Below are 21734 nucleotides of genomic sequence, written 5' to 3' on the forward strand. Positions count from 1 at the left end.
CGCGATTTTGTATTATTTGCTATATGTTAAACCACTCGAGTTACCCGGTAATTTGTTGTAAGTTGTTTGTCCATTCGTAAGTAAGACCCAATACTCCGCCAATTTAAAGACTCTAAAGAACTTTGTTACACGCGCTTATGCGCAATTTAATACGATATTTGAGGTCTATACGACATGTCTAAAGTTACAGGCACAGTTAAGTGGTTCAACGCTGATAAAGGTTACGGTTTCCTAACTCAAGATAACGGCGGCAAGGACGTTTTCGTTCATTTCCGTGCGATCATCTCTGACGGTTACAAAACGCTTCCAGAAGGTCAGCGAGTAGAATTTGAAGTTGAAGAAGGTCAAAAAGGTCTTCAAGCTGCTAACGTGCAAGCTATCTAAGAATTCAAAAACGGCGGTCATTTGACCGCCGTTTTTCTTTCTATTGTCTGCATTTCCCACGCTCACGCTAAATGCTTGACTAGGGTTTTAGTGCATAACATTTTTAGTCTATAACGCTTTTGGTATAACTCACTTTTAACGAATAGCGCTTTTCTTCAATTGCCAGTCTTCAGCGTAACTATCGTTACCGTTTCTTGTTTACACCGCACCAGATCACATAAGCACTCGTTCACCCCAATAATTTTGATGCTCGCAGCATATTCCTAATATCAGTACGCCACAGTATTGCGTAGTCATGGTGTTTAATGCTTTACTCGATATAACGATGAATACGCTTTCAGGGAGTGCTTTATGCGCATCACATCAATTATTCGGACCACACTGGCTGCTTTACTACTTCTTCTTTGTTCAAACTCTACTTATGCTGCCCAAGCAGATGGACTAGTCGTTGGCGAGAATGTTTTGGCAACAGTGCTCAGTACCGAAATTCGAGCAGTAGACGTAATGCCCAGTGAAGAAAAGCGTCAAAGCATGAAGGACCAGGCGAAAGATTCCTACGCCGAAGTGCTCGAATATGTCACACGTGTAAACGCGTCTAACAAGATTTTCGAACTAGTGTTAGAGGATTACGCTAAGGAAAGAGGTATTGCTCTTGATCAAGCGCTAGTAAATAAGTTTATCGATAAGTTTAAGAGTCAGGTATCTAGCGAAACTTCATCTAAACCTATCGAAGAAATAGCGGTTAAGCAGGTAATGCAATTCCAAGCTGAAAAAACCATGTTCGAAGAGTTTGGTGGTCGTGTTGTTTTTCGACAGTCTAACCCGCAAATGCCTATCGATGGTTACAACAAACTCCTCTCTCGCTATCGTGATGCGGGTAAGCTTGACATAGTGGATGAAGACCTACGCGAAGCGTTTTGGGATTTATTTAAACCTCCCTATCAGTATGAAATTGCCACTGAAAACGTCGATTTTTCAAAGCCTTGGTGGCTTTAATTAAAGTATGAGTAACAAAACAAATATACAACTGAAAGTGTTGGGGAGAAGGGCTAGGTTTTGCTATGGCTAATGAAAAAATGAGCGTTATAGACGCAATAGATAAAGCCATTTTGGCCATGCTTCAGAATAATGCTGATACGCCTGTTGCAGAAATCGCCGAGCAAGTCGGGCTAACGGTCACTCCCTGCTGGCGACGCATTCAAAAGCTAGAAGAGAAGGGCATAATTTCTAAACGAGTGGCGCTGTTGCAAGCAAAGCAGCTAGGCCTTGCAATGACGGTTTTCGTTCAAGTGAAAGCAGGAAAGCACGATGGAAAATGGCTAGCAAGTTTCGCCAAGCACGCCGCGTCATTTGATGAAGTTGTTGAATGTTATCGTATGTCAGGGGAGTACGATTACTTGCTGAAAGTCCTCGTCACCGATATGGATTGCTTCGACCACTTTTATAAACGATTGGTTAACGGTATAGAGTTTTCAGACGTTACCTCTAGCTTTGCCATGGAACAGATTAAGTACACAACCTCAGTCCCTTTAAACCACATTTAATACGCCAAAAAAATGGGCCGGTTTGACGGGCCCCATATAAATTAATGATTTTGGTCTTCAACGTGCTGGTCGGCAAATATCTTGGATTTCTTTTTAATTTTACATCCTAAGATACGCTGCGCATTTTTACGGCCGATGTAATGAGCGACTGTATAGGGGTGCGCGCGTTTGAAGAACCGTGAGAACGAATGGAATACATTTTCCATAGTATTGGCTCCTTCTAGTAAAAATTGCCCCAAATAAAATATAGTAATATTACAGTTTGATGTCAACAAAATAATTGTCATTAAACAATTTAGATATCTCGTTCACATAATAAGGATAGACTCAGTAGAACTGAGCATCCTCTATTCATTGGTATACATTGTTCGAGGGAAAGGATCATATTTTGATCGCAGGTTTTCAGATCGAGTTTCCGAGCAGGTTATAGTCGTCGCCGAAAACGCCACAGGCCAGAAAGTAGTTGGAAACAGAATAAACTCACAACGTATAAGCGCCAATTATAGCGCTGAATAGAAAGTGAACACCACTGACTATCAGTGATGTTCACTATTGTTTTGAGTAATTAGGATCTGCTGGGATCCCAATAATAAATACTAGTAGTAAGAAAGCTTCTCTGATTTACCGGAGAAAATCTTATACACCATGGCCGTATAAGCCAGAATGATTGGCACAACAATAACTACACCGACTAGCAAGAAGCGCAGGGAGTTAGCGTCACTGAGCGCATCCATCACCGTCATCTGCCCAGGTATAATAAACGGGTAGTAACTAATGCCAAATGCGGTAAAGCAAAGTAAAAATACAAGCAAGGCTATAAAGAACGGAAGCCATTCGCCTTTACCTTGAGCGTCAGGCAGCTTTTTAAGCAATACCCCACACAATGCTAAAAGCGCAAAACATGCTACGGGTATAGCAAAAAGCACATAGCCCCAAGGTGCAGACAGCCATAAGTCTCGCACATCATCGTGTAGGGTTAAATTAGCGATACTTACTGCAGTAATTCCCACAGCCAGTACAACCAACCCTCGGCGTGCCCAATAATATGCTTTTTCTTGAAGCTCTCCTTCGCCTTTGAGTATTAACCAGCATGAGCCAATAAATGCATAGGCCGCTGTTACTCCAAATGCCGCAAGTAGAGCAAAGCCTTGAGCCCAAATATCAGTGCGAAGCCCTGTCACGTAAATACCTAACATGTATCCTTGCGCGAGCGTAGTTAAAAGCGAACCGTATTTAAATACTAAATCCCACTTACGCTTTTTCACCTGCACAACCTTGGCGCGAAAATCGAATGCCACACCGCGCAAAATAAGCCCTAACAACATGAAAGTTGCAGGTAAGTACAGAGTTTGCAGAAACTCGCTATGGGCTTCAGGAAAAGCAATGAGCAGTAAGCCTATGGCAAGCACAAGCCAGGTTTCATTGGCATCCCAGTAAGGCCCAATAGAGGCTATCATATCGTCGCGAAAAGCCTCTTTTCTTGGCGGTATTAATACGCCAACACCTAAGTCATAGCCATCTAAAATAGCGTACAGTAATACAGATAAACCAAGTAAGCCGACGTAGATGTTTCCAAGCATTTCTGCTGATACATTTTCAAACATGTTTGCTCTCCTTATACCGTGCTTGGGTCAGGTTCAGAGGGTTGCATCTTAGCCTTCGCTACTTCGCGCTCTTCCGTCGTTATTTCCTCGATTTCCACTGCTTTTCTACACATCAACATAAGCGTTCCCATGTATGCGATTAAGAGCACCGTGTAAATGACGAGGTAAAGCGTGAACGACAGAGCAATATTGGCCGGTGGCAATTGGGTAACAGCATCAGCGGTTCTTAAGACGCCACTCACCAAATAAGGCTGTCGACCTATTTCTGTAACGTACCAGCCAGCTAACGTTGCTATCCAGCCGCTAAATGCCATACCTGCAAACGTACGTTTCAGCCATACAGGAAATTCTTTCTTGCGAATAAGGTAAAGACTACCAAGCCATGAAACAGCCAGCATTAGCATACCCATACCTACCATGACTCTGAAGCCGAAGAAAACAGGGGCTACAGGTGGGTGCTCTCCCTCAAACTCATTAAGCCCTTCTATCTCTCCTTTGAGCTCATGGGTAAGAATTAAACTTGCACCGTAGGGAATAGGAATTTCAAAATGATTCTCTTTGCTTTCTTCGTCAGGAATTGCAAAAAGCAACAAAGGTGCGCCTTCAGTGGTTTCCCAAAGCCCTTCCATCGCCGCTACTTTCTGCGGCTGATGTTCAAGGGTATTTAAACCATGCATGTCGCCAGCAAAAATTTGCAGCGGAATTAACACTGCCGCCGTATAGGTGGCAGTTTTAAGCGCGAGCTTAGGCGCAAGCTTGTCGTCGCCTTTAAGCATGCGGTATGCCGAAAGCCCCGCTATTAAGAAACTAGCTGTCAATCCGGACGCTAACATCATATGAGCAAAGCGATAAGGGAAAGATGGGTTGAAAATAATTTCTTTCCAGTTTGTGGCATAAACCACCCCATCAACTACTTCAAAACCTTGTGGAGTTTGCATCCAGCTATTAAGCGCTAATATCCAAAATGCAGATGTTGTGGTGCCGAGAGCGACTATAAGGGTGGATGCTGTATGCAGCCAGTTAGGAACACGGCGTATACCGAATAGCATGATACCCAGGAATGTGGCTTCTAAAAAGAATGCGGTAAGGACTTCGTAACCTAAAAGAGGGCCTGCTACGTTACCCACTTTCTCCATGAATCCAGGCCAATTAGTGCCAAACTGAAATGACATTGTGACGCCGCTAACCACGCCTAATGCAAAGCTTAGGGCAAATACACGTACCCAAAAACGATACATGCGCATCCACACAGGGTGACCTGAAATGTTAGAACGCAGTTTAAAATAGAATAGAAACCAGCCCATCGCCATGGTGATGGTTGGAAATAAAATATGGAAACTAATATTTAACGCAAATTGTAATCGAGACAGCAAGAATGCATCCACAGAGAGCCCCCTTAGTTAACGCTGTTTTTCCCCGGAAGCAGCTTGTCCTTAAGCTCAAGCATACGGCCCACGCCAGAACCTAACTTCATCAACGTGTTTAGCTTTTCAGGTCCAAGATTTTGAAGCTCTTCAGACCATGCAGTAATTGATTCGAGTAAATCATGAATTTCGTTCAGTTTATGCTGAGCGTTCGCCTCCTTTTCATTAGCAGGTGCATCGAGCAGCAGATCCCGAAGCAGGCTCATGGTGGGATCTATTTCACGCTTTCTACGCTCTTCAAAAACCCGGTTTGCTAATGTCCAGATATCGCCAGCGGGAATAAAGAATTCTTTTCTCTCGCCGGGAACGTGATGTTGTTTTACTAGGCGCCATGATTGAAGCTCTTTTAAACCCATACTGGTATTGCCTCTCGAGATATTGAGCGCATCGGCAACCTCTTGTGCAGAAATGGGCTCTTCGTTTAATACAATAAGCGCAAGAATTTGCCCTACTGTACGATTAAAACCCCAGCGGCTTCCCATTTCGCCGAAGTGCATGACTGCAGATGTAATTAAAGGCGTCATTTTCATTCTTATTTTCCAGAAGTTTCAGAAATTATTGAAAGTTTATTGTGTAGGATCAAAAAAGGCAACAATAAAGTGCTTTGTAAGCTAAATTTTATTGATAATTTAATAAAAGTTAATTAGGAAAGTTTCAACGATATTGCATGCTTTGGTTGCAATAAGTTGTTATCGTGGTTGTGTAATTAAAACCCTCATGAAAGTTCGCTTTCAAAATTTCTCGGCCAAGGCAATGCAGCACGTTACAGATAAAAAGATAAAGACGCTTCAGAACTGCGAAGATGAAGCTATCCACCTAATCGAAAGTGTTCAAAGCTTTGGTTACGTTATAGCGGTAGACCCTGAAACTAAAAAAATTCAGGTGTTCAGTGAAAACATTAATGAGCTATTTAAAGTCAGTATCATTGCGGGTGAAACTCTCATCACTGAGCTCATAGATACCCCTTCCGAAGATGCCCCCACTTTTCAAAGTATTTATCAAAGCGTAAAAGGCGGAAACACTCGCCGAGCGTATCAATGGAAATTTGCCGACAACGCGCTTCATTTAGACAACTGGGAAAAAGAGGGGAGCGGTGTCGCGTTCGATTCAAACGGTTTACTTGTTATTGAATTAGAGCCTACCCCGCAGCTTAGCTATGAAGCTGCCCAACAATGGGTACCGATGGACGTAGATATTCGCACGTTGCTTCCTGATGTGGATGGGTGCGAGTCTATCGGTGATGTCGCAGACGCCATTGCGGGCGTATTTAAGCGCTACATAGGGTTTGATTCGGTGATGGTTTATCAATTCGATAAAACCTATAGCGGAGAAGTAATTGGCGAAGCAAAATTACCAGCTTCACGCTCTTTCAAAGGTTTGAAATTTCCGGCATCTGATATTCCTAGCCAAGCCCGAGCTCTGTACTTAAAAAATCGCGTACGTTGCGTATTTGACGTAGAACAAAACCCTATTGCTTTAAAGCCAACAGTGCAAGAAGCAGAGCGACCGCCACTGGATTTATCCATGTCTATGGTTCGTTCAGTGTCGCCGGTTCATATTACTTATCTTAAAAACATGGGTATACGTTCATCGTTTTCAGTGTCCCTTGTGTTTGAAGGTAAACTTTGGGGGTTACTTGCTTGTCACAATAACGAGCCTAAATATATCGACCAAAAAAAGCGTTTGGTATGCGAATCCCTCGGTCATCTCTATGCGTGGCAGCTACATACTAAAGCCTTGCATGAAAAGAAAGAGCAGTTTCAAATTCGCCAACGTAAGCTAAACACTATTATTCACCAGCTTACTGGCTTTGCTAACCCGCTTGAGGCGATAACCCAAAAAGAAAAAGGCCTTTTGGATGTTGCCAATGCATGTGGTATGGCGGTTATTACCCCTGTAGATAAGTATTTAGTAGGAAAAACGCCCTCTGAACAAACATTAACTCGCCTTCTTGACAAATTCGTCATTCCAAACTCTGAAGAGTCAATTGCTATTAGCAAGTTGGCGGAAGAAGTGTCGGAACAATGTGACCTTAATGGCATTCGCGGCATGTATATTTCCTGTGTATCCGCCAAGCTTGGTTACTACACGGTTTGGTTTAGAGAGCAAAAAGACAAAACTATACGATGGGCGGGCCGCGAGGCCGCAAACAAAGATATTGGTAAGGTACTAACGCCTCGTAATTCCTTTGATATGTACTTACAAAGTGTTGCTGATGAGTCGGTAGAGTGGAGCGAGGATGATCAGCTTATAATAGAAGGTTTTGATCACCTATTTATACCTTACGCGCTAAGCTTAAAAGCGTCGCTCGATAAGCAAATTAGTAAATTAGAAGAGTTAGATAAAGCTAAAGATCAGTTTTTGGCGAGTATTTCCCATGAACTTCGTTCGCCCCTTAATTCTATTGTAGGTTGGACGGACTTAGCACTGATGGATGTGACGAATGTCGATAGAATGTCCGATGCATTAGGCGTTATCAAACGCGCTGCGTCTACACAGGCCGCGTTAATTAACGATATCTTAGATTTATCGCGCATTATCTCCGGCACCATGAAGCTCAGCACGCATTCACTTAATATTGCTTCATCTATTTCTGAGGTGGCTAAATCATTTGAAGCGGGCTTTGCCAGTAAAAATATCCATTTGTCGATCAATTGCGAAGATGAGCATACTCAAATTCTGGGTGATAATTTGCGTATTAAGCAGGTGATAAATAATCTGCTCAGTAACGCTCTTAAATTTACAGCAAAAGGTGGAACCGTACATGTGCGGGGGCGAAGGGAACATTCTAACTACTTGTTTCGTGTAAAAGACAACGGTAAAGGAATGACCCAAGATCAGATAGCCCGGGTTTTTGAACGCTTTTACCAAGGTAAAGACTCTCATAACAAACTTGGCTTGGGGCTGGGTTTATCTATTGTAAAGAGCCTAGTTGAAATGCACGGCGGGGAAATTCGCGCCGAAAGCGATGGACTAAATTCCGGGACTACTTTCTTTGTATCTTTGCCTATTGCTCCTCTTAGTTTGCACGATGACATTATCGAAACCAAGAATAGCGAAATCAGTGATTTAACCGAGTCTTTGCGTTTAAGCGGTTTACGAATCTTGGTAGCAGAAGACGAGCAAGACGCCCGTGACTTTATAAAGCTGTTTTTAGAGTCTAACGGTGCCCGCGTCAACGTAGTTAAAAACGGGCTGCTCGCATGGAAAGAGCTAAACGATATGCCCGAAGCTTTCGATCTATTACTGTCGGATATTGGCATGCCGGAAATGGATGGGTTAGGTCTAGTGTTAAAAATAAGAGCTAGCGAAATCCCCGAGATTGCGAAGCTCAACGCTGTGGCACTTACCGCATACGCCTATACATCAGACCGCGTTAAAGCCCTTAAAGCAGGCTTTAATAATTATGTATCTAAACCCGTTGACGGAGAAGAGTTGCTGACTATTTTGGAAATGTATATGCCAGAAACGTCACTCTAATAGCTGAAAACCGCGCCTGTAAGTCTAGTCAGCCTTCAGCGCGCGGATAAGTGCCTACTGCGTGGCATTGTATTGACTACAACCTGAATATAGAGTCTTAAATCAGGCTCCGTTGATGCCCAACAGCGAGTTAGGATCTGTTAGGCTTTCAAAATTTATCTACCAGCGGCGAAGCAGTAGTTGGTACGTGGTTTTATCTAGTAGTGAATCGCGAGGTAATGTATTTTCTTTAGAGGGAAGCGCAGCGCGAGCATCTTCTAACGATGCATACCCTTCACCGTTAATATAAAACACGCTGTTTTCAGAAGTCGGTTTCCCGTCAAGGGAATAGGCCGTATTAAGTAGGTCAGAGGCGGTAGTTATGCTGCTATGCCCAATATAGTCGGCTACGCCATCTCCATTCACATCTTTCGTTAGCCATGCCAATGCAAGAGGCTGATTAAGTTCACCGTTATTCTGTAACTCCGATAAGGCTTGGTTAAATTTCGCAATAATGCTTTCAGCACTGGCAACATTTTTACTGATAGCTATTTGAAACCCCGTTTTGGCTAAAGGCTTTGCTGAAAAGTGCAAAGTTTCTTCGTTATCGTTGGCAAGCAGTATATTTAGTTCTTGTGCGAGAAGCTGAGTGGTAATTAAGTAAGGTGCTCTATCATCGGCAAGTTGGCGAAAGGCATCAAACGTTGTGGGGTTGCGCGACCACTTTATATCTTTAAGTAGTCTGAACGAGGGTGTATTTGCAAAGCGGTTTTCTATGGCGACGCGATTACCTTTTAAGTGTGGAAAAAGTTTTATGTCTTCTACGTTTGCCTTCTTACTTACTGCGTAAAGATAAACAGGTAAGTAAATGTCGGATAGAAAATAATTGCTGCTGTCTTCACCCAAGTTGATATAGGCAAATTCACCGTTTAGCTTCCCAGTTAGTACGGAACTACCTAAAAAAGCTTGTCGCATAACCCGAAGTTGAATATCCAACTCCGCCTTTTCAAACACCTTTTCAAGCAAAGCATTAATTCGAGCAGGCTCACCATCATCGCTTATATAAGTTTCAAAGGTAGCGGCACCCAAAGTCGTTGTGGCAGCTTTTAAAGGAGAAATGTTAACTAAACAAAGTGCTAGGCTTATACCTAACAGGGAAAGGCGTCGAGTGAAAAAAGAGAGCGAAAACGCGCTGAATCTTACCAAAGGTGAACTCCGAACTGCCGTCATGCATTTATTACACTGTAATGTAGTTAGTCACTTAATTCCAATAAACCCGCATTGGTTTAAATTAACAAAATGTAAGCGGCATCAATTAATTGTGTGTCATGCTAACGTCTAGGCAGGCTTTTGTTGAGTAAAGTCATTCGTGACGATAAGCCAGTTTCATTACCAGCTTAACGCCACGAATTTGATTGGGTGCGTAATTGAGGGCGTAATTGAATGCGTGTAAGTACGCGTAATATAAACGCTCAATTTAAACGCTTATTCTCCAAAGCTTCCCGCAGGACCTGGATAAACGACAACGCTTTCAACACCGTCCTTGTTCACGCTGGCAACGCCAAAAAAGTAGTTGTCGATAACCACGTTCTCAAGCATGGCTTCGGTAACGTTACCCACAAATTTACTGTATTCCCATTGCGGTGCATCAGTATGACGCCAATATACTTTGTAACCTTTAAGCTGCGGGTTTTGTTTTGCATCTAGTGCATCCCATTTTAAAAAGGTTGAAGGCTGAACTGCACCGGCAATTTCTACGTTTGCAGGTGGGTTAGGCGCCCACGCCATTGCTGCAAGAGAAACAGCGTTTAAACCGGTAAGCTTAGCGGCGTAGTCAAAGTTAACGCCATCTAAGGTATCGCCATAGGCAATACCGTCTTCTACGCGAAGGTCTTGGTGCTGGCGGGTGTAGTTTTCGTTAGTTTCCATAATACGAATACCCGGGTAGCCCAAATCATTGAACGGGCGATGGTGGCCACCACGACCAAAGCGGTCTAGGCGATAAATCACCATAGTGTCTAAATTTTCAATGTATTTATCGGCGATTTTATCGATATAGCGGGCAAGGTTTCGGCTTGGCGAGTCTACTTCACCCCCAGTGAATCGTCGCATACGCGCTTCTTTTTCCGTTTCGGTTACGCGTGTACCTTCGGCAAACAAGCGAGCGGTGGTGTTATTAATCACACCGTTAACCCCTTCGATATTACCTATCATGTCATTATTGAGCACAGCTTTAATTCGCCAACCGTCTTTCTTGGCTTGGTTTGCCATAATACGCCCGCCGAAAAGCCCTTGCTCTTCGCCAGATAAAGCAGCATACACGATACTGCCGTTAAACTTGTATTTGGATAGTACTCGCGCAGCTTCAAGGGTACCGGCAACACCAGAGGCGTTGTCGTTTGCCCCTGGTGAGTCAGAGGTGAAATCCATCACATCAGACACTCGTGAATCGATGTCGCCTGACATGATGACGTAACGGCCTGGATCGGTGGTACCACGCTGAATCGCAATTACGCTGACCACTTCCACTGGGTCTGGAATACGTTTCTCACCACTAATCACTTCTGATTGGTAGTACACTTCTAAGCAACCACCGCACTCAGCTGAAATTTTATCAAATTCAGATTTAATCCAGCGACGCGCAGCGCCTATACCGCGGGTATCAGACTCGGTTTCAGAGAGAGTATGGCGTGTACCAAAGTTCACCAACTTGGTAATGTCTTTTTCAATGTTTTCGGCAGAGACATTTTTAGCAATATCGTAAAGTGCTTGCTGCTGTTCGCTTTGTGCGTGAGCAGCGAAAGATGCAGTGCTACTTAGCAATATGGCTGAGGCCAGCAGACTATTTGTTCTTATTATGGCGCTTATGTTAGCGAGTGTGGATAGGTTTTTTATCATTGTTTTCTCCAGTAATTATCTTTTCACCATAACTAATACGTGGCTTGTCTACAATTGGAGTAAACCTGTTTAATGGTTGGTCATCGCAAGTCATTGCGATTGAAAAGCGGAGTAAGGCGCTGAGTATAAAAAACGATCTGTAACAAAGAACGAAAAAACCGGCATTCGCCGGCTTTCACAATATGAGGTTTACGCTAGTGCTTAAATAAACGCAAATGCGTCGCCAAATAGGTTTTCAACTTTTAAGCCGCGCTGTGTAAAGTCATCGCGCACCACTTTAGCCATCTCAAAACGACCTGCAACGTAAACCTGAACGTTTGAAAAGTCGACGTGGTCTGCCATAACCGCATGGTGTACCCAGCCCGTTCTGCCTTTCCACTCGTCACATGCAAACTCTACTACCGGCACAAAAGTGAAGTGATCGTTAGTTTCAGCGAGTTCAGTTAGCTTGTCAGCTAAATACAAATCAGCCGCGTGTTTTCCACCCCAATAAAGGGTAAGTGGTGTTTTGTCACCGCTATTAAGATGCTCTTGCAGAATTGAGTAGGTATACGAGAAGCCAGTACCACCAGCAATTAGCACCATAGGCAAGCCATTGCTTTGCAAAAAGGCATTACCATTACCTACGTTTACAGTAATTTCGCCATCTGCACGCATGCGCTCTAGCACTTCACCAGCGTAACTGTTGCCAGGCTCTGCACCAATGTGTAATTCAATGCGGCTATTATCGAAGGCGGCATTAGCAATAGAAAATGGGCGCATATCTTTTTCGCCCATTACCACCATAGCGTACTGACCCGCCTTAAATTCAACAGGGCTTTCTGGCGTTAATTCAACTTTTTGTACCACTTCGGTTAAAGGCGTGATGCTTGCAACCTTGCACTTAATCTCTGACATGTATTTTCTTTAAACCTTCTTGCTTAGCGTGTCGCCTTTTTATGCGCTTTAAGACAAGCGCATGCTTTAATAATCGTTAATAGCGCTACATCGAGTCGCTACATAATACCAAGACTGTCCCAAATATCATCAACGCGTTTTTTAACGTCTTCGTCCATCACAATGGGCACGCCCCATTCACGGTCGGTCTCGCCGGGCATTTTATTTGTGGCGTCCATGCCCATTTTCGAACCTAGCCCTGATACCGGGGACGCAAAGTCCAAGTAATCGATAGGCGTATTTTCTATCATCACCGTGTCGCGGGCTGGGTCCATACGGGTAGTGATAGCCCAGATAACATCATTCCAGTCGCGCGCGTTAACGTCGTCATCGCACACTATCACAAATTTCGTGTACATGAACTGTCTTAGAAAAGACCACACGCCCATCATCACACGCTTAGCGTGGCCTGGGTACTGTTTCTTCATCGTTACCACCGCCATTCGATAAGAGCAGCCTTCCGGTGGCAAATAGAAATCAACAATTTCAGGGAACTGCTTTTGCAAAATTGGTACAAACACTTCGTTTAGCGCAACACCTAAAATGGCTGGTTCATCGGGCGGGCGCCCTGTATAGGTTGAATGATAAATAGGATCTTTACGGTGCGTAATATGGGTAACGGTAAACACAGGGAAGTCGTCGACTTCGTTGTAATACCCAGTGTGATCGCCATAAGGGCCTTCAGGCGCAGTTTCATCCTGAGCAATATAGCCTTCAAGTACAATCTCAGCGCTAGCAGGAACTTGCAAATCATTACTGATAGATTTAACCACTTCGGTTTTATCACCGCGCAGTAGGCCTGCAAAAGCATATTCTGAAAGGGTATCTGGTACAGGAGTAACCGCGCCCAAAATAGTGGCGGGATCTGCACCGAGCGCAACAGATACAGGGTAGGGTTCACCTGGATGAGTTTGACACCACTCACGAAAATCTAGCGCACCACCACGGTGTGATAGCCAGCGCATAATGAGTTTGTTTTTGCCAATAACTTGCTGACGGTAAATCCCCAAATTCTGGCGCTTTTTGTGTGGTCCTTTAGTAACACTCAAACCCCAGGTTACCAAGGGTGCAGCGTCACCCGGCCAACAGCGCTGAACCGGAATTTTTGATAAGTCTACATCGTCACCAGTAAGTACCACCTCCTGACAAGGTGCTTTTTTTAGCACTTTAGCGGGCATGTTCAGCACCTGCTTAAACACAGGCAACTTTTCCCAAAGATCTTTAAGCCCCTTGGGCGGTTCTGGTTCTTTTAGGTACGCCAGCAGTTTGCCCACTTCGCGTAGCGCTTCCACAGAGTCTTGCCCCATGCCCATCGCTACGCGCTCTGGCGTACCAAATAAATTTGCCAGTACCGGCATATCGTGGTTTTTAGGGTTTTCAAACAACAGCGCAGGGCCGCCAGCACGCAAAGTCCTATCGGCAATTTCTGTCATTTCAAGGTCGGTATCAATGGGCTGGCTAATGCGCACTAACTCGCCTTTTGCTTCAAGCTGGCGAATAAAGTCGCGTAAATCTTTGTACTTCATCTGTTTGGCGTATCCACACACGTTATTTATGGCAAGAATATACCATTTTAGTGCAAAGTCCGATCAGTAAGCGGTGTGAAACCAACATTAAACGTTCTACAGACAAATTAACCTTTACAGTGGCGCCATTTAAGTGTGATATAGCAATATGTTATGAAATTTAACAATTACGGGCCAATAGCGCACGGCGTGCGTATTCTTACTTAGCCCTTCTATTTTAGTGCTTTGCGATAACACGCCGCAGTAATGCGCGTGCATTAAAACCCTAATAACCCTTTTTTTGCCTAAGGTGGTTACATGAGTTCATTCGATCAGGACATGCTAGACGAGTTAAATTTGCTACTGAAGTTTCCTGCAGACAGTCTACTTCAGGGGCTGAAAATTCATCACGATGCCAGTCAAAGCATGGTGAACGCAGCATCCAGGCTGTACTCGAAAGGCTTAATTACCCAGCCAGACGGTGGTTACCTAACTGATTTAGGTATTGATTTAGCCGACCACGCCCGTCATATCCAATCCGCCATGTGCCCGCGAAAAAGTAGTCATTAGCCTAAACGTTTTTTGCTATATCTTTTAGCAGATAGGCCAAAGTGAAATAGGCTTTGGCCGCTCGCGATTATTTACGTAAAGAAAAGCGTCTCTTGGTTAAGTTAATCTATAATAGGTCGATAACTAAACTAAGTTTGCGTTATCAACATTTATTGCTTAGCTATGAAACGAATTATATCTACCGCTTTATTAATCTGTGCCTCCGTAGCGGGGTTTTCTGCTCATGCGCTTGAAGGTGAGACGATAGAAGAACTGCGTGCAGTTCAGCTTTACAGTCAAGACGCGCTCATCGACATGATTAACGCGAATACTCACCTAGATAAAGTGGTAGAAGACAGATGTCAGCTTGTTCAAGACATCGAAGCTCGCGCCGATGTGCTAAAAATTCCAGCCTACCAATTTTTATGGGGCGATATGCTGGCGTGGGGGGTATGCGTAGATGCTGAACCCGCTCGTGGAATTGGTTATATGGAAGACGCAGCGAATCAAGGTTTGCCAGCGGCACTTGAGCAGCTTGGACGTTACTATGCAAAGGGCACGCTGGTACAGCAGGATAAAGCACGCGCGGTGGTGTACTTACGAGAAGCCGCGGCACTTAAAAACCTAAAAGCGCAGATTCGTTTGGTCGAGTTGTTTTTAGACGGTCACGGCAGCCCTTACGATTATGAAGATGCCTACCACTGGCTTTATAACTCTGTGACCAACGATAAAAAACAGCATCAGCAAATATCGTCTTACCTCGCTCGCTTAGAAAAATTAATGCATCCGAAAGCTGTGCGTGAAGCAAAGCGTCCTTTAGATAGCTAAATGACATTAGTACCTAATTGGTATCAAACGCCTAATTGATTACGAGAGTAGATTTAAACACAACGGGCAGCAGGCAATCCGAGCAACAGGAAAAAGCTAGCAGTTAGCATGAGCTGGCTTCTGCAATAGCGATAGCCTTTGTGCATTTATGGCTTCAGTGCATTTTCACGCGAAAAGGGGCTTAACGCCTTCGCCAGCCTGTGAGTATAGGGCGAACTAACTGAATATTTCCCATATATTGCACAGCAAACACTGCAGCAACATGCACTAGCACACATGCGTAAAGCACATCGGCGATAATGCTGTGTATCCATTCCAGCGTACTATTACCGAACATGGCATCTATTTCTTCCATCATAAAACCGGTAATACCCAAGCCCAGCAGTAGCGTGATAACGGCCATTATCATTAGCCAGCCGAAAGGGTTATGGCCATGATGAGTGGGAACTTTCTTTTGTTTTACGTGTTGTATATGTTCAGCGAAGGCTTGTTGATGCAATGACACGTTAGAAAAGCTTGCGTATTCAGTGGCAACCTTTTTACTAGCTTCGAATTTGGTTGATAAAAAGCCCCAACTAACCCGTATGGATATAAGCGCTACCGCTGTGTAACCAGCTATTTCGTGATAAAGGCGACCTGGCTCCACAATAAAATAGTTGGTCACAAAGGTAGCGACAAGGCCCCAGTGGCACAGGCGCACTACCCAATCCCAAATATAAATATCCGAAGGCGTATCTTTAGGTCTGTACATTACATCACTTTCTTAAGGTAAAACAAAAACGCTGCAATAGTTTGCAGCGTTTTTATCAAGTCTCAAAGCAAACGAGCTATGAGCCGTTTGCTAAAACACACCTAGTGCATTTCTTTCTTAACAATGCTGCCATCAACTGGGTTGAAGTAAATTTCTACTTTATTTTCTTCTTTGTCGAAGCCGTAGATTTCGTAGCAGTTACCACCTGTTACTTTAAACTCGTTAATTTTATAACCTTGCGCTAACAGCTGAGCCTGAAACGCATCTTGGTTTTGCCATTCAGCTTCAGGTGCAGTAGTACACTGCGTAGTGCCATGCTCTGCACTACAAGCACTTAATAGGGTCGCAGCGCCAATAGCCGTAGCCATCATTAATTTTTTCATTGCAGTCTCCATTTCGCTTTTTAGTTAAACGTTAATTCTGTCCTACGTGGAATGAGTGTACTTAGTTTGCTCTATGATTCAAAGGGGCATATTGCAATAGCCATTTATCGCGGCTTAGATTTTTCGAATGGTATATATCTGTCACAAAAGTGCCTTTGACTTGTCACCTATGCTTCATCGAACCTTCGCAAAAGCGTTCTACATTCTTGTGCTTCGATAATTCTAAAAAGTAGGCAATGTCGCCAATCTACCGGTGAACTGCTTATAAAAACACATAAAACACCCACTAAGCACACGAAAGGAATGATTTGATGCGTCCTCTGTACCCTAGATCCGTTTATTCACGCTCTTTACTTGCTACAACGATTGCGTTTGCTCTATCAAGCGCAGCAATTGCACAAGAAGTAGCGCCCGACACAGAAAACGAAACTGACTATATAGAAGAGATTACAGTAACTGCCCAAATGCGTGAGCAGTCCGTAATGGATGTGCCTGTTACTATGGATGTAATCGGCAGTGAGTTCTTAGAGCGCACCAACATTATGGAGCTTGACGAGCTTTCTCGAATATTGCCAAACGTTCAAATTCAGGAACAAGCCGTAAGCCTACCATCTTTTAATATTCGCGGTGTCACCGATGATGTTTCGTCAGTGGCGGCAACGCCTCGTATATCGGTATACCAAGATGGCTTTGATATCAGTAAAAAAACCGTAGCCAGTGTGGCGCTTTACGATATTGCCCGCGTAGAGGTTTTAAAAGGCCCGCAGCCGACCCTATTTGGTGTGGCTGCAGCCAACGGCGCGGTAAGCATTCACTCTAATCTTCCTACCTTGGAACAGGAAGGTAAAGTGCAGGTTGGCTATAACTCAGAGCAAGGTCAAGAAGTTGAGTTTATGTACAACCAGCCTATCAACGACAACCACAGTTTCCGAATTGCCGGACTTTACCGAGAAATGGACGGCATTGTAGAAAACAATGCCTGTAGCGCTGATTCATACTACGGTAATGCCAACATGTATAATCATTTAGGTGAAGAAGTACCGTGCAATAGCGAAGATCTTCAGGGGGTGTCGGTGCAAGCACTTCGCGCAACTTGGCTTGCAAGCTATGAGAAGCTAGAAATTATTGCTCGTGCGGCCATGGAGTATAATGACCAGCCGGGCATTGCTTTCAAGTCAGGTTCTATTGCACCAAATGATGGAGATACTAGCCCTTTTACCGATGCTGAGTTCAGCTTGGGCAGTGAGTTAGGTATTGAGCGTACGCTTCAAGCCTACGACTTAACTGTAAACTACGATTTCAACCAAATGCTTAGCCTACACGCCGATGCCTACTATAAAGATGTAGAAGTAAGCGAAGGTTTTGATGCAGACGGTTCTGCACTGCGTATTCAAGATGCTTATTTCGATAACGATGCCACACTTCAAGGTGCGTCAATGCGTTTGGTGTATGACTCAGGTGACAAGCTTGCAGCGTTTGTTGGCGCGTCTATTACTCAAGATGAATCGATTTTGCCTTACTATGTGATGGTAGACCCATTTATACGTGGTACCTTCGATGCGGTAAAAGCACAGCTTGAGTCCACCTCGAACATTCCACTTAACCAAAATATCGCTACCGACGCATCGTTAGAAGACATTGAAACGCTACGTGCTATGTTGGTGTCGCAGCTATTTAATGCAGATGGTTCGCCTATTTCTAACCCTGCGCTGCCGTCTATATTGACACAAGGGCCGTTTATCTTTGAAGCTGAGTTAGACATTGCATCTTATGTTGCTGAAGTGTCGTATTTTGTTACCGACAATATTAACGTAACGGCTGGTGTACGCTACATTAATGAAACCCGTTATACCCGCAATACCTTTACCACTGCAGATGGTGCATTTACTTTTGATGCCGAGCGCGACTTTGACGATACTCTGCCACGCTTCGCGGTAAGCTATGACGTGAACAACAACTGGAACTTGTATGCGAACTACGCCAAAGGTCGTCGTTCACCGGTTGTGGATGCAAACGCGGGTGGCGTTAACGTGACAAAAGCTGAAATTGTAGATAGCTACGATTTGGGTGTTAAGTATCAAAGCGCCAACTTCCTGTTCTCGGGCGCCATTTTTACCTACGAATACAGCGACTATCAGCAAAGCTTTACCGATGCGGAAACCTTGCAGTCTATTACTGTAACGGTAGGCGATTCGACCATGTCGGGCATTGAAGGCATGGCGACCTATAACTACAGCGAAACACTCACGTTAACAGCAAGCCTAGGTTTCCTTGACGCTGAATTTGCTGACAGTACTGCTGATGGTTCTGAGTTCCAGTACGGCGGTAACAAATTCCGCCTTGCGCCAGAGGTCAGCGGTGCCATCAACATCAACAAAGTATTCAACATGAATAACTTCGACATTGACGTTAACTGGCTAACCAGCTTCCAATCTGAAGTGTTCTTTGAAAGCAGTAATTACCCTGGTCTTTCTCAAGACACTTATTCACTTACCGATGTTTCGGTGAAACTGCTTCAAGACAACAGCAAGTTTGCCTACGAATTTTACGTAAACAACCTGTTTGATAAAGAGTTCTTAATTGATGCAGGTAACACGGGTGGCGGCTTGGGCATTCCTACCTTCGTACGCGGCATGCCACGCATTGCTGGTGTGCGCGTTTACTACGAGTTTTAGGAATACCTAAAAATAGAGGCGCTTAACTGGGTTAAGCGCCTTAATCTAAACAAATTCTATTTACTACGCGTTTATTTCATAGCTATGCGTATTAACCACTTTTCCTGCCTTGGTCAAAATCGCATCCACATAGTGCCAGGTCGCTTTAGCGTTATCCTCGCTAACGGTCAATGTCATAAAGCCGCGCTGGTGAAGATTACAGTACTGTAAATCATCAATAAGAAGCGGAAGATCGTCGGCAAGGGTTTCTGCCTTTTCATCATCCATACTTAAATAATGTTCCATACCGGGTGATGTCACGCCTGGTGTAGCAAGCTCAACGCCTACTTCTGTGCCATCTTTCAGGGTTAACTTATTGTGCCATGCATTATGAGTATCACCTGCAAGGGCAATAACGGGTTTGCCGATGGATTTTAGCTGCATCAGAACCTGTTCACGTTCAACAGGGTATCCATCCCATGCGTCTAAGTTGTAGGGCATTACCGTATTGATAAGCGCAAGCTCTTGTTCGCTAAGTGCGCCACCTTGCTTTTGTTTGCGTTTGATATTCGCGAGCCTATGTACATGAGCAGGAATATCTTTTCGTTCAACCCCATTAAAAACAGATACTGGGAAGAGCATGCGGCCTATCAATAGCTGCTGCCCTAACACCTGCCATTTAGCTTGGCTCTGCTGCATAGAAGAGTGCAGCCAATTGCGCTGGGTTTCACCAAGTAAACCGCGGTTGGGGTTGCCGATGTCTTTCATAAAACGGGCTTGGTCGAATGCTTTTGTTTCAGCATCACGGTAGTTGCCGTACTCAAGCTGTTTGTCGCGAGCAAGCACGCGGGTGTCGAGCATGTACAAATCAAGAAGCTTACCAAAGGTAAACTGGCGATAAATCTCTAAACGCTCAGTACCAAACGGCGGGCGTATAGGTAACCACTCATAATAAGCTTGAACGGCCGCAGCACGACGTTCATAAAAGTCGCCTTCATCGGCTTGATGATTTTCCGCCCCGTCTTTATAGGTGTCGTTAGTGATTTCATGGTCATCCCACACAACAATAAATGGCTTGTTTTGATGCAACGACAGCAAGCCTTCATCCGTGCGATACAGCGCATAGCGATTGCGATAGTCGGTTAGCGTATAAAGCTCGGTATCGTTATCAGGCGCATAGGTTCGGCCAATCTCTTTTGCATGCTCTGTCGCATAACCTTTGCCATCGTACTCATAAATGTAGTCACCAAGGTGTAATACATAATCGATGTTGTCGTTTTTAGCTGCTTCCATATAAGGCGTGAAAAAGCCAGCGGGGTAGTTAGAACAAGAAAATATGCCGAACGTGACGTTTGATACATCGGTTTCAGGAAGCGTACGGGTTTCACCCACTGGGCTTGTATTGTTGGCGCTTTTAAACCGGTAAAAATAACGGTTAGCAGGACTAAGACCTGCCACGTCTACCTTTACGGTAAAGTCATGTGTTGCTTTCGCTTCAACAATACCGCTACTTACCACGTTGGCAAAATCAGCATCGCTTGCCATTTCCCATAAAATATCGGCTTTGGCTAAACCCGAGCCTGAATCTGTTGTCGGGACGGCGCGCGTCCAGATAATAACGGCGTCTTTTAACGGGTCGCCACTAGCCACACCATGGGTAAAGGTAGCGTTAGTTTGCGGTTGGCTATTTGCTGAATTGCTCACTGTGCAGCCCGCTAGCCCTGTAGACACTGCCACGCTCGCACCTGCGAATGACGACAGCTTTATAAACGTTCTTCTATCCATATGCCTGCTCTTTATAAGTTTGTAAGGTAACTGGTGATGTCATTGTTTTGTTGAACGCTCATGCAACAAAAACCCATTTTTATACTGAGTGTTTGTGACATAGAGATGTCAGGCTTAGTTGAATCAATAACAGTACGTTAGATCGAAGTTTACGTTTTAGATTCTGGTTAACATATGAACGCCTTTTTGAAGTGAAATTACCTCTGTGGTAATCTTATGGGTAGTTGGATGGCAATTGTAAGCTTTCTACATCAAAAGCTACTTTCAATGTGGCTCTCTGATTACGATGAATGGCTGCCGTTAGCATATCGTCATGAAGTCTGGAACGCGTTGTTCGATTTAGATGCTGCCTCACATGTATCAGATTTGCTAGATATCGGAGCAGTAAGCCCTGAAGGAAGCGCCCTTTGGTATGTGACTATCACGGTGAATAATGTAGAACCTTGTGGCGCGGTAACTTGCTATTTTAACGATGGTGACTGTTTCAGCCTTGATTACAGAGAGTACAATCCATGAAACAAAGCATGCACATAGGTATTGAATATCAAGATGACCGGGGCAAAGCATTAATTGATACCGGAGAGCGAGGTTCAAGGCCCGAACATCTTAAAAGACCTCATCCAGGTGAAGTATTCAAACGCAGGTGCATGTCGAAGTCACCCTTGAAGCAATCAGAGATTGCGCAATGTTTAGAAGTCTCATGCAAACATTTATCGCGATTCGTCAACGGCCATTCAAGTTTGACTATTGAATTCGCACGTAAGCTTGAAGCCGTAAGTGGGATAAGTGCTCAGGCATGGATGCATTACCAAGTCGCTTACGACTTATATAGGACAGCAAATAATAAACCCAGCTTACAATCTATTTATTAACTGTTATTTCAGCTATCGGGCTCATCGCCGTGATACTTGGATAAGCCGGACTTACCAAACTTTTTTTCAGCACCTACACTAAAATGGGCTACTTTTGACAGCGGCGCTATCTGCGATCCTCGCGAAGTAATTTTCCAAATCCTGTGGGCCCGAATAAC

Annotated in this window: 20 protein-coding genes; 9 read left to right on the forward strand and 11 right to left on the reverse strand. The window is 44.3% G+C overall.

What is annotated here, in order from left to right; translation table 11 throughout:
- Window positions 1–174: 174 nt before the first annotated feature.
- From cspE to ACXACS_RS04090, 3 genes are all read left to right on the forward strand, one after another.
- Window positions 175–384, forward strand: a complete 210-nt coding sequence (gene cspE / locus ACXACS_RS04080) for a transcription antiterminator/RNA stability regulator CspE (protein ID WP_012519905.1) — start codon at window positions 175–177, stop codon at window positions 382–384.
- Between the two features lie 351 nt (window positions 385–735).
- Window positions 736–1380, forward strand: coding sequence for a hypothetical protein (locus ACXACS_RS04085; RefSeq protein ID WP_474804377.1), 645 nt, complete (start codon window positions 736–738; stop codon window positions 1378–1380).
- A gap of 65 nt (window positions 1381–1445) precedes the next feature.
- Entirely contained in the window at window positions 1446–1928 is a 483-nt protein-coding gene (locus tag ACXACS_RS04090) for an Lrp/AsnC family transcriptional regulator (protein WP_474804379.1), read from the forward strand.
- Window positions 1929–1969: 41 nt separating this feature from the next.
- Here ACXACS_RS04090 and ACXACS_RS04095 read toward each other — a convergent pair whose 3' ends face one another.
- The 4 genes from ACXACS_RS04095 to ACXACS_RS04110 all read right to left on the reverse strand — a co-directional run bounded on the left by ACXACS_RS04095 (window position 1970) and on the right by ACXACS_RS04110 (window position 5486).
- Entirely contained in the window at window positions 1970–2134 is a 165-nt protein-coding gene (locus ACXACS_RS04095; RefSeq protein WP_014950935.1) for a hypothetical protein, read from the reverse strand.
- A 390-nt stretch (window positions 2135–2524) separates the two neighbouring features.
- Window positions 2525–3532, reverse strand: coding sequence for a cytochrome d ubiquinol oxidase subunit II (locus tag ACXACS_RS04100; protein WP_474804381.1), 1008 nt, complete (start codon window positions 3530–3532; stop codon window positions 2525–2527).
- 11 nt (window positions 3533–3543) lie between these two features.
- Entirely contained in the window at window positions 3544–4917 is a 1374-nt protein-coding gene (locus ACXACS_RS04105) for a cytochrome ubiquinol oxidase subunit I (protein WP_474804384.1), read from the reverse strand.
- Window positions 4918–4928: 11 nt separating this feature from the next.
- Window positions 4929–5486, reverse strand: a complete 558-nt coding sequence (locus ACXACS_RS04110) for a GbsR/MarR family transcriptional regulator (protein ID WP_136783374.1) — start codon at window positions 5484–5486, stop codon at window positions 4929–4931.
- A gap of 223 nt (window positions 5487–5709) precedes the next feature.
- On the opposite strand from ACXACS_RS04110, the gene ACXACS_RS04115 reads away from it, so the two are divergent.
- Complete coding sequence (locus tag ACXACS_RS04115; protein WP_474804388.1) at window positions 5710–8436, forward strand: ATP-binding protein; 2727 nt, start codon at window positions 5710–5712, stop codon at window positions 8434–8436.
- Between the two features lie 159 nt (window positions 8437–8595).
- Here ACXACS_RS04115 and ACXACS_RS04120 read toward each other — a convergent pair whose 3' ends face one another.
- From ACXACS_RS04120 to ubiD, 4 genes are all read right to left on the reverse strand, one after another.
- Window positions 8596–9621, reverse strand: coding sequence for a substrate-binding periplasmic protein (locus tag ACXACS_RS04120; RefSeq protein WP_474804391.1), 1026 nt, complete (start codon window positions 9619–9621; stop codon window positions 8596–8598).
- A 279-nt stretch (window positions 9622–9900) separates the two neighbouring features.
- On the reverse strand, window positions 9901–11313 hold the full coding sequence (locus tag ACXACS_RS04125) for a M28 family metallopeptidase (protein ID WP_474804394.1): 1413 nt from the start codon (window positions 11311–11313) through the stop codon (window positions 9901–9903).
- 201 nt (window positions 11314–11514) lie between these two features.
- Window positions 11515–12210: an NAD(P)H-flavin reductase gene (gene fre, locus ACXACS_RS04130; protein WP_474804396.1), complete on the reverse strand. Its 696-nt coding sequence runs from the start codon at window positions 12208–12210 to the stop codon at window positions 11515–11517.
- A gap of 98 nt (window positions 12211–12308) precedes the next feature.
- Window positions 12309–13775 carry a 4-hydroxy-3-polyprenylbenzoate decarboxylase gene (gene ubiD, locus ACXACS_RS04135; protein ID WP_179984729.1) on the reverse strand — a complete coding sequence of 489 codons (1467 nt, stop codon included), beginning with the start codon at window positions 13773–13775 and terminating at the stop codon, window positions 12309–12311.
- A gap of 297 nt (window positions 13776–14072) precedes the next feature.
- Between ubiD and ACXACS_RS04140 the strand changes: the two genes are divergently transcribed.
- Together ACXACS_RS04140 and ACXACS_RS04145 are read left to right on the forward strand one after the other, a co-directional pair.
- Window positions 14073–14324, forward strand: a complete 252-nt coding sequence (locus tag ACXACS_RS04140) for a TIGR02647 family protein (RefSeq protein WP_118491853.1) — start codon at window positions 14073–14075, stop codon at window positions 14322–14324.
- A gap of 162 nt (window positions 14325–14486) precedes the next feature.
- Window positions 14487–15131: a tetratricopeptide repeat protein gene (locus ACXACS_RS04145; RefSeq protein WP_474804399.1), complete on the forward strand. Its 645-nt coding sequence runs from the start codon at window positions 14487–14489 to the stop codon at window positions 15129–15131.
- 181 nt (window positions 15132–15312) lie between these two features.
- On the opposite strand, the gene ACXACS_RS04150 is transcribed toward ACXACS_RS04145, so the two are convergent.
- Window positions 15313–15882, reverse strand: coding sequence for a cytochrome b/b6 domain-containing protein (locus ACXACS_RS04150; RefSeq protein ID WP_474804401.1), 570 nt, complete (start codon window positions 15880–15882; stop codon window positions 15313–15315).
- Window positions 15883–15983: 101 nt separating this feature from the next.
- Window positions 15984–16265, reverse strand: coding sequence for a PepSY domain-containing protein (locus tag ACXACS_RS04155; protein WP_014950922.1), 282 nt, complete (start codon window positions 16263–16265; stop codon window positions 15984–15986).
- A 311-nt stretch (window positions 16266–16576) separates the two neighbouring features.
- On the opposite strand from ACXACS_RS04155, the gene ACXACS_RS04160 reads away from it, so the two are divergent.
- Window positions 16577–18940 (forward strand): TonB-dependent receptor, encoded by a 2364-nt coding sequence (locus ACXACS_RS04160; RefSeq protein ID WP_474804405.1) that lies wholly within the window; start codon window positions 16577–16579, stop codon window positions 18938–18940.
- 63 nt (window positions 18941–19003) lie between these two features.
- Here the strand turns inward: ACXACS_RS04160 and ACXACS_RS04165 are convergent, their stop codons facing one another.
- On the reverse strand, window positions 19004–20704 hold the full coding sequence (locus ACXACS_RS04165) for an alkaline phosphatase D family protein (protein ID WP_474804408.1): 1701 nt from the start codon (window positions 20702–20704) through the stop codon (window positions 19004–19006).
- Window positions 20705–20932: 228 nt separating this feature from the next.
- On the opposite strand from ACXACS_RS04165, the gene ACXACS_RS04170 reads away from it, so the two are divergent.
- Window positions 20933–21220: a hypothetical protein gene (locus ACXACS_RS04170; protein ID WP_474804411.1), complete on the forward strand. Its 288-nt coding sequence runs from the start codon at window positions 20933–20935 to the stop codon at window positions 21218–21220.
- Window positions 21221–21228: 8 nt separating this feature from the next.
- Complete coding sequence (locus tag ACXACS_RS04175) at window positions 21229–21576, forward strand: HigA family addiction module antitoxin (RefSeq protein WP_474804414.1); 348 nt, start codon at window positions 21229–21231, stop codon at window positions 21574–21576.
- Window positions 21577–21734: the final 158 nt, after the last annotated feature.

This window comes from Alteromonas sp. AWM4_230, from assembly GCF_056158305.1.

Coding starts and splice junctions, on each gene's coding strand:
- cspE (WP_012519905.1), top strand. CDS start 175: ATGTCTAAAGTTACAGGCACAGTTAAGTGGTTCAACGCTGATAAAGGT.
- ACXACS_RS04085 (WP_474804377.1), top strand. CDS start 736: ATGCGCATCACATCAATTATTCGGACCACACTGGCTGCTTTACTACTT.
- ACXACS_RS04090 (WP_474804379.1), top strand. CDS start 1,446: ATGGCTAATGAAAAAATGAGCGTTATAGACGCAATAGATAAAGCCATT.
- ACXACS_RS04095 (WP_014950935.1), bottom strand. CDS start 2,134: ATGGAAAATGTATTCCATTCGTTCTCACGGTTCTTCAAACGCGCGCAC.
- ACXACS_RS04100 (WP_474804381.1), bottom strand. CDS start 3,532: ATGTTTGAAAATGTATCAGCAGAAATGCTTGGAAACATCTACGTCGGC.
- ACXACS_RS04110 (WP_136783374.1), bottom strand. CDS start 5,486: ATGAAAATGACGCCTTTAATTACATCTGCAGTCATGCACTTCGGCGAA.
- ACXACS_RS04115 (WP_474804388.1), top strand. CDS start 5,710: ATGCAGCACGTTACAGATAAAAAGATAAAGACGCTTCAGAACTGCGAA.
- ACXACS_RS04125 (WP_474804394.1), bottom strand. CDS start 11,313: ATGATAAAAAACCTATCCACACTCGCTAACATAAGCGCCATAATAAGA.
- fre (WP_474804396.1), bottom strand. CDS start 12,210: ATGTCAGAGATTAAGTGCAAGGTTGCAAGCATCACGCCTTTAACCGAA.
- ubiD (WP_179984729.1), bottom strand. CDS start 13,775: ATGAAGTACAAAGATTTACGCGACTTTATTCGCCAGCTTGAAGCAAAA.
- ACXACS_RS04140 (WP_118491853.1), top strand. CDS start 14,073: ATGAGTTCATTCGATCAGGACATGCTAGACGAGTTAAATTTGCTACTG.
- ACXACS_RS04145 (WP_474804399.1), top strand. CDS start 14,487: ATGAAACGAATTATATCTACCGCTTTATTAATCTGTGCCTCCGTAGCG.
- ACXACS_RS04150 (WP_474804401.1), bottom strand. CDS start 15,882: ATGTACAGACCTAAAGATACGCCTTCGGATATTTATATTTGGGATTGG.
- ACXACS_RS04155 (WP_014950922.1), bottom strand. CDS start 16,265: ATGAAAAAATTAATGATGGCTACGGCTATTGGCGCTGCGACCCTATTA.
- ACXACS_RS04160 (WP_474804405.1), top strand. CDS start 16,577: ATGCGTCCTCTGTACCCTAGATCCGTTTATTCACGCTCTTTACTTGCT.
- ACXACS_RS04165 (WP_474804408.1), bottom strand. CDS start 20,704: ATGGATAGAAGAACGTTTATAAAGCTGTCGTCATTCGCAGGTGCGAGC.
- ACXACS_RS04170 (WP_474804411.1), top strand. CDS start 20,933: ATGGCAATTGTAAGCTTTCTACATCAAAAGCTACTTTCAATGTGGCTC.
- ACXACS_RS04175 (WP_474804414.1), top strand. CDS start 21,229: ATGCACATAGGTATTGAATATCAAGATGACCGGGGCAAAGCATTAATT.